This is a genomic window from Gracilinema caldarium DSM 7334 (genome assembly GCF_000219725.1).
GTDB lineage: Bacteria > Spirochaetota > Spirochaetia > Treponematales > Breznakiellaceae > Gracilinema > Gracilinema caldarium.
Genome location: NC_015732.1, coordinates 3,187,987 through 3,201,665, shown reverse-complemented (window position 1 = coordinate 3,201,665; position 13,679 = coordinate 3,187,987). Strand labels below are relative to the sequence as shown.

11 protein-coding genes are annotated in these 13,679 nt (G+C 48.7%); 6 read left to right on the top strand and 5 right to left on the bottom strand.

Annotated elements, in window-relative coordinates; genetic code table 11:
* Nucleotides 1-41: 41 nt before the first annotated feature.
* From SPICA_RS14360 to SPICA_RS15795, 4 genes are read left to right on the top strand one after another with little or no spacing between them, the layout of a single operon-like run.
* The gene (locus SPICA_RS14360; protein ID WP_013970208.1) at nucleotides 42-893 is read left to right on the top strand and encodes an ATP-binding cassette domain-containing protein; all 852 of its coding nucleotides are present in this window, start codon (nucleotides 42-44) and stop codon (nucleotides 891-893) included.
* 17 nt (nucleotides 894-910) lie between these two features.
* Nucleotides 911-1,537, top strand: a complete 627-nt coding sequence (locus tag SPICA_RS14355) for a 5' nucleotidase, NT5C type (RefSeq protein ID WP_013970207.1) — start codon at nucleotides 911-913, stop codon at nucleotides 1,535-1,537.
* Nucleotides 1,538-1,545: 8 nt separating this feature from the next.
* Nucleotides 1,546-2,241 carry a B12-binding domain-containing radical SAM protein gene (locus tag SPICA_RS15800; RefSeq protein WP_237255879.1) on the top strand — a complete coding sequence of 232 codons (696 nt, stop codon included), beginning with the start codon at nucleotides 1,546-1,548 and terminating at the stop codon, nucleotides 2,239-2,241.
* Complete coding sequence (locus tag SPICA_RS15795) at nucleotides 2,216-2,965, top strand: DUF4080 domain-containing protein (protein WP_237255877.1); 750 nt, start codon at nucleotides 2,216-2,218, stop codon at nucleotides 2,963-2,965. The genes SPICA_RS15800 and SPICA_RS15795 overlap by 26 nt, the downstream gene beginning before the upstream one ends.
* On the opposite strand, the gene SPICA_RS14345 is transcribed toward SPICA_RS15795, so the two are convergent.
* On the bottom strand, nucleotides 2,958-3,692 hold the full coding sequence (locus SPICA_RS14345) for a methylenetetrahydrofolate reductase (protein WP_013970206.1): 735 nt from the start codon (nucleotides 3,690-3,692) through the stop codon (nucleotides 2,958-2,960). The two genes, SPICA_RS15795 and SPICA_RS14345, sit on opposite strands and share 8 nt — an antisense overlap.
* Before the next feature lie 3 nt (nucleotides 3,693-3,695).
* Nucleotides 3,696-4,496 carry an acyl-[acyl-carrier-protein] thioesterase gene (locus SPICA_RS14340; protein ID WP_013970205.1) on the bottom strand — a complete coding sequence of 267 codons (801 nt, stop codon included), beginning with the start codon at nucleotides 4,494-4,496 and terminating at the stop codon, nucleotides 3,696-3,698.
* 103 nt (nucleotides 4,497-4,599) lie between these two features.
* Here SPICA_RS14340 and metH point away from each other — a divergent pair, with 103 nt between their 5' ends.
* Both metH and SPICA_RS14330 read left to right on the top strand, forming a co-directional pair.
* Entirely contained in the window at nucleotides 4,600-8,412 is a 3,813-nt protein-coding gene (metH, locus tag SPICA_RS14335) for a methionine synthase (RefSeq protein ID WP_013970204.1), read from the top strand.
* A 116-nt stretch (nucleotides 8,413-8,528) separates the two neighbouring features.
* Entirely contained in the window at nucleotides 8,529-9,506 is a 978-nt protein-coding gene (locus tag SPICA_RS14330; protein WP_013970203.1) for a D-2-hydroxyacid dehydrogenase, read from the top strand.
* Between the two features lie 45 nt (nucleotides 9,507-9,551).
* Here SPICA_RS14330 and SPICA_RS14325 read toward each other — a convergent pair whose 3' ends face one another.
* From SPICA_RS14325 to SPICA_RS14315, 3 genes are read right to left on the bottom strand one after another with little or no spacing between them, the layout of a single operon-like run.
* The gene (locus SPICA_RS14325) at nucleotides 9,552-11,597 is read right to left on the bottom strand and encodes a hypothetical protein (protein ID WP_013970202.1); all 2,046 of its coding nucleotides are present in this window, start codon (nucleotides 11,595-11,597) and stop codon (nucleotides 9,552-9,554) included.
* 13 nt (nucleotides 11,598-11,610) lie between these two features.
* Nucleotides 11,611-12,660, bottom strand: a complete 1,050-nt coding sequence (locus SPICA_RS14320; protein WP_013970201.1) for a DUF2804 domain-containing protein — start codon at nucleotides 12,658-12,660, stop codon at nucleotides 11,611-11,613.
* Nucleotides 12,660-13,619 (bottom strand): NAD(P)-dependent oxidoreductase, encoded by a 960-nt coding sequence (locus tag SPICA_RS14315; protein ID WP_013970200.1) that lies wholly within the window; start codon nucleotides 13,617-13,619, stop codon nucleotides 12,660-12,662. The genes SPICA_RS14320 and SPICA_RS14315 overlap by 1 nt, the downstream gene beginning before the upstream one ends.
* Between the last annotated feature and the right edge of the window lie 60 nt (nucleotides 13,620-13,679).

The window sequence follows — 13,679 nt, the reverse complement described above, 5'->3', positions numbered from 1 at the left end:
AAAGTATAGGATAAGAAGGTCCTTCATGCTAGAATATTGTTATGAGTAATGGATTTTCTGTGTTTCACCAGGTGCGATTCCAGTACCCGGAATCGGCTGAACCGATATTTTCCGGCTTTTCAGCAACCTTACCCTCGGGCTTTGTGAGCCTCGTAGGGCCTAATGGGGCTGGTAAATCAACCCTGATGCTTCTTGCAGCAGGGCGGCTGCTCCCTCAGGAAGGAACCATAAGCTTACTGGGGCGAGATACCCGGCTTTTTGTCAGCGAGGATGAACGGAATGCCTATGCATCGTTCATATATCAAAATATGGAATTCGAAACCGAAGATCCTCTGGGACAGCTCCTTGAGCAGATCTATGCTGGCGGTTTTCATGCCCTGAAAGGGGACGACTTTTACAAAGAGGTACTCTCGGTCTTTGAGTTGACAGGGCTTCTTACTCGGCCCCTGGCCCGGCTTTCCAAGGGTGAAATGCAGCGGACCCTTCTTGCCTTTTCTGCACTTTACGGATCCCGGTCACTTTTTATGGATGAGCCTGTGTTTGCAATGGAAGATCGGCAAAAGGAAGCGGCCCTCGACTTTTTCCGATCCTATCAGAAAGCTACGGGGGTGACCATCTATGTGTCCCTCCATGAACTGGATCTCACCAAGAAGTATGCCGAAACGGTGCTCCTCTTTAAAAAAGACCGGTCAATTGATATGGGAAGTCCTGCGGAACTCTTGACTCCGTCCCATCTAGAAGAAGCCTATGGGGTTCCTGCAGCGATGCTGAAACAAAAGGAATATCTGGATCGGAAAAAACTTGAAGAAGAATATGACCTGCTTGTATCGCAAAAGCAAGAAGAAACGAGCCAAGGTGCATCTCAACAGCAGGGTGAACCGGGGACTAACTAACTGGAGATAAATCAATAATGGATGAGAGTAGTTTTATCCTTGGCGTAGACCTAGACGGCGTGGTCGGAGATTTTTATGGTGCCATGCGGGAAATAGCCGCCGAATGGCTCGACCGGCCCCTTGAAAGTCTTAAAAAAGAGGTTTCCTTCGGGCTTCATGAATGGGGTATTGATGAGTACGGGGGATATGACCGGCTGCACCGCTTTGCCGTTACCCAGCGGGACCTCTTTCGGGTGATGAAGCCCATAAAGGATGCCCCGGCGACCCTCAGGAAGCTTTCAGTTCGGGGTATCCGGATTCGGATTATCACCCACCGGCTTTTTTTAAAATATTTTCATAAAACCTCCATTACTCAGACCGTGGAGTGGCTCGACGCCCATGATATCCCCTACTGGGATCTCTGCTTCATGAAGGATAAGGGAGCCGTCGGAGCCCATGTCTATATTGATGATTCCCCAAGCAATGTGGAGCGCCTGCGGGAACAGGGATGCCGCACTATTGTGTTTTCCAATTCTACCAATCTGCAACTTCCGGGTCCTCGGGCCGATACCTGGCAGGATGTGGAACGGCTGGTGATGGAAGCCTATGATGAATGGCGTACCGGTACGCTGAATCTCTTTGGGGCTTCCAGTTTTCCCCGCTGATGTCTTGTATGGCCGATATTGTTCTTGCAACCATCAATGCGAAGTGGATACATCCATCTCTCGCATTGCGCCTGTTACAGGCGAATTTGGGCCCCTTGGCTGAACGGAGCCGGATCTTCGAATTTGCCCTGCGGCAGCCTTTGGAAGAAAAGGTCGCCCCTCTTGTTGAGGCGGCGCCCCGGGTCCTTGCCCTCTCTGTTTCTATCTGGAACCATGAGGCGACACTTGCGTTGCTCGAAGAGCTGGAAACCTACTGGTCTGGGGCAAGGACCCGGGGAGGACCGGGCTGGACGAAGCCGGTGGTGGTCCTGGGCGGTCCAGAAGTTTCCTATCTGCCGGAAGATGCGCCGCTGGTGCGCAAAGCTGACTGGATTGTCCGCGGAGAGGGAGAAGCGGTGTTTCGACTGCTCTGTGAGCACCTCCTGCTTGGAAGGCCGCTCGATGCCCTCGAACCCTATGGTGTCATAGAAGGGAAATGGATTATCGCAAAGCCTGTAGTTTTGTCGGACATAAAGACAGCTTATCACCTCTATACCGATGAGGATATCTCGAGAAAACTCATCTATGTAGAAGCCTCTCGGGGCTGTCCCTTTGGCTGTGAATTTTGCCTGAGCTCTCTGGACCGGCGTGTACGGGAATTTCCCCTGGGTGACTTTTTATCTGATATGGAAGAACTTCTTGCTCGGGGGGGGGCGGTCTTTTAAATTCCTTGACCGGACCTTTAACCTCGACTATGAGCGGGCAGAGCAGATTCTTCGTTTTTTCCTTGAACGAATAAAACCGCCGGGATATGTGCATTTTGAAATGGTCCCCTCCCGGTTTCCTGACCGTTTGAGGACCCTTTTAGAGCAGTTCCCAGCGGGTACCCTGCGGCTTGAGGTGGGTATTCAAACCTTTACTCCTGAGGTGGCTCGAACAATTGGGCGGCCCAGCAATCCTGAAAAGGAACAGGAAGCTTTACGGTTCCTGAGAGAAAAGACCCAGGCGATTGTTCATGCGGACCTTATTGCAGGTCTCCCGGGAGAAACGCTGGAAAGTTTTGCAAGGAGTTTTAACCAGCTCTGGCAGGTTCGGCCCGGTGAAATTCAGCTGGGGATTCTGAAAAAGCTCCCCGGCACACCCATTGCCCGTCATGATGGGCCCTTTGGGATGCACTATGTGGACCAGCCTCCCTACGAAGTGCTGGAAACGGGGAGCTTTTCCCGATCGGAACTGGATGAGGTAAAGAACTTTGCCCGTTTCTGGGAGCTCATTGTAAATCGGGGGCATTTTGAAGACCTGCTTCCCCGGCTTATTCCGGAACAGGGTAATGCCTTTGAAGCCTTTATCGAACTATCCCGCTTTTTATTGCGCCGTTTTGGTAAAAATTGGGGCATAGACCGCAGTGCCCTGCGGCAGGCCCTTGAGAACTGGATAGTTTTTAACTGAACAGGCCCTGCAGGTAGGTATCCAGATCGACCTTGATGGGCATGAGGTAGAGATCAAAGTGATGGGTTTTGCAGAACTGCAGGACCTGCCGGCCAAAGCTGATGTTCCAGTGCAGGTCCGGCCGGAAGGAACGGGGAAAGATAGCTCTGTTGCGGGCTTCCCAGTAGTTGCGGCTTTTTTCCGACAGCACCGGTGATACACCCCAAAAGACCCTGCGGCCCTCCAGGTATTCGGCATAAATCTCCAGGAGCCGTACATCAAAAAAGGGCTGGCTCATGAAACCGTCGGCACCGCTGTCTTCCTTTGCATTGAGATAATCCAGTTCATAGCGGATATTGGAGCGATAGGGGTCAAAGGCGGCGTAAATGGTGAGCTGTGGCATCTCTAGTTTTAATTTTTTGATGAAATCCGTGGTGTGGGTAGGGTACACCCGGTGTTTCATATCCTGGGGCGGGTCGCCGGCAACAACCAGCACCGTATCAATATGGTGTTCTTTAAAATATGCGGTCAGGGGAAAGGGTTCTTCGAGATTAAAATCGATGGCCCGCAGATGGGGTATGGTATGGTACTGCGGCGGAATAAGGGTGCAGGCTTGCCATGAACGGATGGGGAAACGGAGCAAGTCCGGGATATTGATGAGGCTGATATCGGGATAGCGGGAAACTACCGCAAGGCCCTCGGTGACGGCCTGTGTATCCCGGGGCACGAGTTCAAGGGATATATTCATTGGTTATGCTCCACAGCGTAATTCGGCCCGGAAGGAACTTTGGCCGGAATCGATATGTTTGCCTTCGAAGGCCCAAAGTTCGGTTACTTCAAAGGGCGTAAAGGGGGGTCTCTCCCCCGCATGCTCCTCGGTTCCTGCATCCTGGTTTGGAAGAGGTTCTTTCCAGAGACTTATGGTTTCCTGGGGACGAATTTCAGCCAGGTAATTGATATCAATTCGAAAATGATTGGTCTGTTCTAGAATCGATGCATCTAGTATATCCTGTATCCACTCGATGTAGCGGGCATTGTTAACATGGCCGTTGTAGTCGATATCGGAATAAGCAGCGGTTCTTGTACCTGCAGCCTGGAGTTCGGGCAGTGCAGTAAGAGCCTGCGCTCCGTCTGGTATGGCGGGCATATCCGTATTGGTTGGCAAGTTTTCTGTCAGACTTTGTGGTCGCAGAGGACGGAGTTTTTCTACATCGACTAACAGCCATGCACTGCGGCCCTGGGCTATGGTACTGCCAAAGCCGTCTATAATGTCATAGTCCCGGATAGCAAAAAGCTTTTCTGTGCCCCGGGGCCAAGTGCGGACTGTTATGGTTTCTCCCCAACCAGGGCGCCGATAGAGGAGTGTCGTCATTCGGGAAAGTATCCATGCCTGGTTGCCCCGCAGCAGGGCATCTTTTCCGACGCCGAGCTCTGTGGCATGGTTCCCGGCCACTTCCTGAAAATAATTAAACAGTGATGAGGGACTTAATCGGTTGTTTCGGTCCACATCCCAGGTTCGTACGGTAAATTGTTCTGTCCATAACGCTTTCATAAGTATACAGGTATGGTGACAAAATGACGGCATAACGTCAATAAGGCAGAGAAAAGTTGGGGCTTATCTTTTTAATGATTAAGCTTTTCGGTACAATAATTATATGACGGTACGCGAACAATTAGATGTCCTGGCAGCAAAACGGATCCTGTTATTGGACGGTGCCATGGGTACTATGATACAAAAATTTGGTTTAACAGAAGCAGATTTTCGGGGTGCTGAATTTCAAAACCACCCCAAGCCGCTCCTTGGTTGTAATGATATTTTGTGCATTACCAAACCTAGTGTTATTGCATCGATTCATCAGGCCTATCTTAGGGCGGGCTCTGATATTATCGAGACCAATTCTTTTAATGCCAATGCAATCTCCCTGGCCGATTATAACCTTGAGTCCTATGCGTTTGAAATAAGCCGTGCTGCTGCCCGTGTCGCCCGGGAATCGGCGGATCTGTACAGCACTGCGGAACGGCCCCGTTTTGTCGCGGGGGTCCTGGGGCCTACCAGTAAAACCGCAAGTATTTCTCCGGATGTGAATGATCCGGGAGCCCGGGCGGTTACCTGGGAAGAGCTGGAAGCAGCCTATTATGACAATGCCCGGGGCCTTTTGGCCGGTGGCGCGGATATCCTCATGATTGAGACGATCTTTGACACCCTGAATGCGAAGGCCGCCATCGCCGCCATCCAACGGCTTTTCGAAGCGCGGGCTTCGGCGGGACTTCCTGAGGTTCCGATTATGATTTCCGGGACCATTGTCGATGCCGCAGGCCGGACCCTTTCCGGTCAGACCGTGGAAGCCTTCTGTGTATCGGTCATGCATGCCAAGCCCTGGTCCATCGGTCTAAACTGTTCCCTCGGTGCTGAACGGCTCTATCCCCATGTGGCAGCCCTCTCAGAAATTGCCCCCTGTTTGGTGAGTGCCCATCCTAATGCGGGGCTTCCGAACCGTTTTGGCCAATATGATGAGTCCGCCCAAACCATGGCAGGCTTTATAGAAGCCTTCCTGCGGGACGGGCTCGTGAACATTGTGGGGGGCTGCTGCGGTTCTACCCCGGCGCATATCGCTGAAATTGCCCGTGTAACCATGAATTATCAGCCCCGGGTGATCCCTGCATTGCCCCGTAAGACGGTGCTGGCCGGGCTTGAACCCCTGGTGGTGGACCCAGCTATCGGTTTTATCGATGTGGGGGAGCGGACCAATGTGGCGGGGAGCCGCAAATTTTTACGGCTTATTAAAGAAGAACGCTATGACGAAGCCCTGAGCATAGCCCGGGACATGGTCGAAGCCGGAGCTTCTATCATCGATGTGTGTATGGATGATGCTCTTCTGGATGCGCCCAGGGCAATGCAAAAGTTTTTGAACCTGGCTCTTGCGGATCCAGAAATTGCCCGCCTTCCGGTTATGGTAGACAGTTCACGCTGGGAGGCCATAGAAGCAGGACTTAAATGCCTGCAGGGAAAGGGGATTGTCAATTCAATCAGCTTGAAAGAGGGAGAAGAAGCGTTTTTACGGAAAAGCCGTATTGCCCGCAGGATGGGTGCGGCGGTGGTGGTGATGCTCTTTGATGAGCGGGGCCAGGCCGATTCCTATGAGCGGAAAGTTGAGGTAGCTCAGCGATCCTATCAGCTTCTGATTCAGGATGGGATGAAGGGTGAGGATATCATTTTTGATCCTAATGTGCTGGCCATTGCAACGGGAATCCCTGAACATGACCGGTATGCCCTTGATTTTATTAAGGCTTGCCGTTGGATCCGGGCTAATTGTCCCGGTGCAAAGATTTCGGGAGGCGTGTCTAACCTATCTTTCAGCTTCCGTGGATATGATCTCGTTCGGGAAGCGATGCATGCGGTGTTTCTGAAGTATGCCATTGAAGCGGGTCTTACGATGGCCATTGTAAACCCTGCAGGCCTCGTTCCCTATGATGAACTGGAACCGCGGCTCCGGGAAGTTGCGGAAGATGTGGTTCTGGCGCGCAGAAGCGATGCCGCAGAACGGTTGTTGGCGCTGGCACTGGAACTGAAAGAAGCTTCTGATGTTGCTGATGGGCATGGAACCGTTGGTAGCGATTCAAGCACTGGCTCCACCCACAGTGCTGCCGATAAAAATGTCTGGCGCACCCTCCCGGTGGAGGAACGGCTCCAATATGCCTTGGTAAAGGGTATCGAGGATTATATTGAACCTGATATTCTGGAAGCCCGGAGCCGGTATCAACGTTCCCTCGATGTAATTGAAGGCCCTTTAATGAAAGGGATGAATGAAGTGGGGGACCGATTCGGCGCTGGTAAGATGTTTTTACCCCAAGTTATCCGCAGTGCCCGGGTAATGAAAAAGGCTGTGGCGGTCCTAGAACCCTTTATTCAGGAGGAAAAGCTCGCCGACGCAAGGCTCACATCCCAGGATGCGGTGAAAAGATCTGAGGATGGATCTGAGAAAAAATCCGAGCCTAAGAGAAAATCCGGGGCGACCAAAATTATCATGGCTACTGTCAAAGGCGATGTTCATGATATTGGTAAAAATATCGTCGGCGTTGTGCTCGGTTGTAACGGCTATGAGGTGCACGATTTGGGGGTCATGATACCTCCCGACGAAATTGCCGAGGCTATCATTCGGGAACAGGCCGATTTGGTAGGGCTGTCGGGGCTTATCACTCCCTCCCTTGATGAGATGGTTCACACTGCCCGTGAATTGGAACGTCGGGGGGTATCTATTCCTCTATTGATAGGAGGCGCAACCACCAGTGAAGCCCATACGGCTCTTCGGATTGCACCAGCCTATTCGGGGCCGGTGGTATATGTGAAGGATGCGAGTAGGGCGGCTGCGGTGGTACGCGCACTCCTTTCGAATACCGAAAAAGCACGATTCCTTGAGGAACTGGAAACTAAATATGCTGAAGCAATTACCCGTCATGAAACCATTCAGGACCGGATAGAACTGATACCCATAGAAAAAGCCCGCAGCAATAAGCTTCCCACAGACTGGTCCCATATGGAAATTGTCGAGCCCCGGCAGAAAGGGCTGGTAACTTTTCATGATTTCCCCCTCGAATCCCTGGTACCCTATATCGACTGGTCCTACTTTTTTTATGGCTGGGATTTAGGCCATGGTTTTGAGCGGATACTGGAAGATCCTGAAAAGGGGGAGGCGGCCAGGAAACTGTACGATGATGCTCAGGTCCTGCTTGATCGTCTTGTATCGGAACATATCCTTACTGCCCACGGGGTAGCTGGTTTTTTCTCTGCTCAGTCGCTGGGAGATGATATTCTCTTGTTTAGCGCGGATCCTTCCGGGGCGGATTTAAATGGTTTCGGTACGCCCATCGCCCGGTTCTCCTTTTTGCGGAACCAGGAAAAGAAACTGGCTGGCGGTTTTAATCCCTGTCTTTCAGATTTTATTGCTCCTGAGTCATCTGGCAGAACCGATTGGATTGGTCTCTTTGCTGTAACTGCTGGTCATGGCCTGGAAACCTTTGTGGCTGACTGTAAAGCCCGGGGAGACGATTATACCGCCCTTTTAGCGGCATCCCTGGCTGACCGGCTGGCGGAAGCCTTTGCCGAAAAACTGCATGCCCTCGTGCGGACCGAGCTGTGGGGCTATGTCGCAGAGGAAAACCTTAATGCTAAGGAACTTTTTGAAGGTAAATACCGGGGAATCAGGCCAGCCTTCGGTTATCCCGCATGCCCCGATCACCATGATAAACGGATCGCCTGCAAGGTGCTGGAAGCAGAACAGCGGTGCGGCATCAAATTAACTGAATCTTCCATGATGCAGCCTGCCGCTTCGGTGTGTGGTATGTATTTTGCCCATCCAGCCTCCTATTATTTTGGTGTGGGCCGTGTAGGTGAGGATCAGCTTGAGGATTGGGCTCGGCGAAAGGGCATTTCTATAGAAGATGCTCGGGACAGAATCGGAAGGCTGTAAACAGAATGAGCTGGCCCATAAAGATCGGGCCTGCATTTCATCAATATACTCATATACATTACTAAAATACAAATGTAAAATTTCCAATACTATGAAAATGATGTTATAATAGACCTATGAACACTAAACAATCACTGCTTGTTCTGGTACTTCCAGAACATCGTGTCCCCAGGGATGCTCAGAAACGGCTTCAGGACCATGCCAGAGGCAGATTGGTTATGATTATTACCGATAAAAATCAGCTTGAACCGCTTCTGGATCGTATTGAGATTGCTGGCGGCGAAGTACCGCCCCCATTCATTTCCCGGATGCCTCAGCTGAAATGGTATCAGTCCTGGTATGCCGGGGCAGACTGGCTCCAGAAATTTCCTGAAGCAAAAAGTAATCCTTTTGTACTGACTAATTCATCTGGTATTCATGGGGTTCAAATGTCGGAACACCTTTTCGGTATGCTCATAGCTTGGTATCGAAAATTCCCTGCTGCCTTTGCAGCCCAGGGCCGGCATGAATGGCTCACGTTTTCCTATCCTGATATGGACGTTCTTGCTGATAAAACGATGCTCATTGTGGGGTATGGTACCATAGGCCAGCGGGTGGCAAGAGTGGCGAATGCCTTTGATATGAATGTTATTGGGGTAAAACGGACTCCTCCCACAGAACCGGATCCCTATGGTGTCACATTGGATGTGTTTGAAAACCTGTATCCCAGGCTTGGTGAAGCAGATATTGTAGTAAATATTTTGCCCCTTACCCCCCAAACCAAGGGCCTCTATAACAAGAATGTTTTTCATGCTATGAAGCGGTCTTCCCTCTTTGTGAATATTGGCCGGGGCGGTTCAGTAAATGAGGATGACCTGGTGGAAGCCTTGCAAACAGGTCTCATTAAAGGCGCTCTTTTAGATGTAACTGCAGAAGAACCATTACCTGCCGGGTCCCCCCTCTGGGATCTTCCAAACCTGATGCTGACGAGCCATTTTTCAGGCTTTCATCCCCAGTATGACGAGCTTGCCTTCCAGGTATTCCTGGAAAATCTTGATCGCTATAACCGGGGAGAAGTACTGAAAAATGTCATTAATAAAGACCTGGGCTATTGATTAATAAACAATACCATGACGAAAATGCAGCTTGAGCTTATGGTCTTAAGATTTTCGGTTTTTTAATGCTTCTTTAAATAGAAGGTCTGGATCTATATCTGTCTGGGTGCCATACAGTGGTATGGCACCTTCGCCGTCAACACTTCTAAAGATAATACCTGCATCATTGGTGTAAGCCCAGCTAGATTGGTTGTTGATAATATAATCAAGGACTGTCGTAACTGCTAGAGTAAAATAGACCAGAGCTGCATTAGTTCTCTGTTTGGAGTTTTTACCCCCCAGTAGTGCATCGATTCTTACCGAAAGTGGATTCGGTACCTGGAATAGGTACGGATCCCAGGGATTATCAATCCCATCACAATTTACACCCGTTTCAGGTCCTCCCGCCTTTTTTGCTTTGTCGATGGAAGCTGCCACAGTTGTGAGCAAGCGTTTTAGTGTATGAACTTCTGAATAAAAGGAGGGAATATCCAATTTATGGATTGTTGGGGCTGAAAAAGAATCAAATTTATAATAGGGTAGGAAGAAGAGCCGTTTTATCCAATGTAAGTCCATAAGTATCCGTTTGGGATAAGAACCAGTTCTAGACTCACTTGAATTCTCAAGAATTTGGCAGTATTCATTCAGTCGATGTAAATATTCTTTTTCTAGTATTTGCTCCTGATACTGAGGCCAGTTTGAGATGATTCTATTAATAATGATATCAACTGGTTCAACTTCCTGATCTGTAACCTGAATTGCACTGAATGAAACATACCGTAGGCCATAATAGAGCTCTTCAAGAATGTGCATAAGTATTGCAACTTGTTGGAGTGGATCTGTAGGTGCAATAAGTTCATATTCCTTTTTTAAATAAAAAAGTTTAGAAAAATATGGATACAGGTCAGGATAGGACGAAAGTTTTTGCCAGGGAAGCCCAGGAAAGAGACTCTCCAGGGTTTCGAGCCCTCGTAGAACACCCTTGCTGATCGGTTCTGGTTCTTTATCCGGTTCTTTATGTTTAGCTTCTGTTGGTTCTTCTTTGTTGTGAGATTCATTGGCAGCAGGTTGTTCTTTATGTTGTGTTTCCCGGGGTGGTACTGGCTGGAGCCGGTCTTTTTCAGAAATGTTAAGGAATGAAAAAATCCTTTTTCGCCGAGCTTTAAAGAGGCTTTCATAGGAGTAACAGGTGTCTGATACAAGCTTCATGAGAAGAGGGAAAAGAAGATATCGAATACTTTTTATTATTATTGAATAGGCAACAATTGCGGATTTAATATATCCCTGATATTTTTCCTTGGCTTCAACTGGGTCTTCTTCTACCAAAATAGAATAAAGTCGTTTATAAGCCTCTTTGATGTCATTTTCTATATCAAGATGTTCTAATAAAAGTATAGGTTTATAAATAGCTTTGAGAATATCAGAAAAATCTGAAGTTTTTACATTTCTGGGGTGCGCTTGGAGGCGGCTTAATTCTGTATTGATAAGATCAATATTCCAGAATCTTATAGTATCTATGATTGCAAAGGCTTCAGGGTAAACCTTTTTAAAGTGCTCAGTACGACGTATGTTCTGACGGGGAAGAAGACTTCTCGTAGAGGTTACTAAAGATTCGAATCGGCTATAATATTCATTCATTCTATGGGTTACAAAATCGGGATTCAGCATATCTGGAGGATCAGAAAAAAGAGACAGCCGTGAAATTAATACTTGCATAGGGGTTTTAATTTCAAATTCTACCTGGGCGGCTAACTTATCCATTTTTATCCGTTCTCGGTAATTGGTTTTAAAAGGTTGGTCTGGATCATCGCCCTTATCAATACGACTCGTTCGTTTTATTGTAAGAGGGTTGGGTTCTTTAGTTTCTAAAACCTCTACACGGTGTTTTGGAACACTTGAACGAAGACCTCCCTTGACGCTTACGTTAACTGTTTCGCTTCTATTAAAATTATTCCGAGTTTGTTTTGGTGGTTCGGGTGATTTTTCAATCCCTATTTCGCCTCCCAATTTTTCAGCAATAGCCCGAGCTTCTTCTGGATCGAGATCTCCTAGGCGCTGTCTTGTTTGTTCAAGTTCTCCCGGTTCGTAAATAGCCTTTGGTCTTTTTGCCATAGTATTCCCTATTTTAAACTCTTAAGTAAATTTGCTCACCGGTTCCCCACACATTGCGGAGATTGATCTTTTCTCCATCCTTGGTTTGTAGCATACCATTATATATACCAAAGGGGGCAATATATTCACTACGGGTAAGGAAGAAGTCGAAACCTGTTTTGATGGGCTCCTTAGGGGTAAAGATGAGATCCACCATACCTTCTAGGTCTTGAATAACCCAATCAGAATCTGGTCCTTCAGGCATAGTAATACGTACAGGTGGTAATGGAGTGAGCTGACCTGCGAGCCAGAGACCGTTTTCGTTGTAGCGAAAGCTGTCCTTCGTCTGACTTTCTACTACGCTAAAACCAAATGGGCGACCATCATTATGGTATCCATGGCCGGTACACCAGGTCTGCCTCATACGGTAGGGGAAATAGCCTTTATAATCCATGAACATACCAAAGGTAGTGTTCAATGAAAGGCTTACATGTTTACCGCCAAAAACTATATCGCCTCGTACTGGAACCATAGCTTTATAATTATACATACACCGGCGGTCTGAAAAAGGAAGACATGTAACGAGTGGTGTGGTTTTAAGTTGGGAAAAATCGAATTCAAGATGGGCTGTAAATGAGGGGCGTTTCCGGTTAGGTTCGATATCTAGATCAAGTTCGATGAGATCTGCATCGAGCCAATCATGGATACGTAGATAGAATCCATAACTACTACTGGTAATAGAAGAATTAGAAAGGGAACGGGGAAGCTTCCATGCACCAAAGGGTAAGGCTTTTCGAAAAATTAGTCGTTCTCTGATTTCTTTATTCCACAGAAACACCTGAGCGAGGCGGTAATACTTTACATTGGTTAATACAGCCAAGAGAAAGTATGTATCATTCTGAACATGAAAGGTTTGCCACTCCTTAACTCTAAGGTTTTTGATCCATTTCATAGTTGGAAAATGAAAAGGATGTTTGATACTGATTAGATCTACATCATCAAAAGGTCGGGTCCAGGTACCAAAAATAGGAGTTCCTTTTTCTATAGGACTTGAACGTGGTGGACTTACATCGCGAATATACATTAAATAAGCCTCGCTAAATATAATATGTACAGGGCCTGAGTTCCCAATTCAGAACCAGAAAGGGCTTCTGCAGGAATATGAGGCTCTGTAAGGCCCTGATTTCCTGCCGCGATATCCCGAGCAATCTGTTGCAGGCTTTTCGTATCCAGGGCGGCTAGTTTTTGATATAAAGCCTCGGCCTGAGTTAAGCCAGGAAGTTTCAGTCCCATTTGGCGGGCACTTTCCAGGGCTATACCCATGTCTTTAATAAAATGTTTGATATAAAAACCAGGCTTTACATTGCCGTCGAGCATTCTCGGTACCAGGTTGGAAAGGGACCAGCTCCCTGCCGCTCCGGATTCGATGCTGGAAAGCATGGTCCGGGGATCAAGTCCTGCGGTCAGCCCATAAGTTAGAGCTTCTACCACACCCATCATGTTTGAGGCGATGGCAATCTGGTTGCACATCTTGCAGTGCTGGCCGCTTCCGGGGCCACCCTGGAGGACAATGGTTTTACCGAGCTTTTCAAAGAGAGGCTTTGCCCGGTTAAAGGCAGTTTCACTGCCCCCCACCATGATCGAAAGGGTGGCGTTGCGGGCTCCTACATCACCCCCTGAAACAGGAGCATCCAGGGCTTCCAGTCCCCGTTCCCTGGCGGCGGCGGTGATGCGTATCGCCAGCTGGGGGCTTGAGGTGGTCATGTCGATAAGAAGGGCTTTGGGTTTTGCCGAGGCGATGATTCCATCGGGGCCAAGGTAGAGTTCTTCCACATCCTGGGGATAGCCAACCATGGTGATGACCATGTCCGCATCCTGTACCGCTTCCCTCACCGAGTCGGCCCAGCGGGCCCCCTGGGCCAGCAAAGGTTCTGCCCGACTTTTTGTTCTCGTAAAAGCTGTAACCGGATATCCCGAAGCAAGCAGGTGTCCGGCCATACTGTTTCCCATGACTCCGGTACCAATAAACGCAATATGCTCCATGCACTAAGTATACACTGAAGGGCTCAGATGGTGCAAACCATCAACAAGTGTAGTAAGATG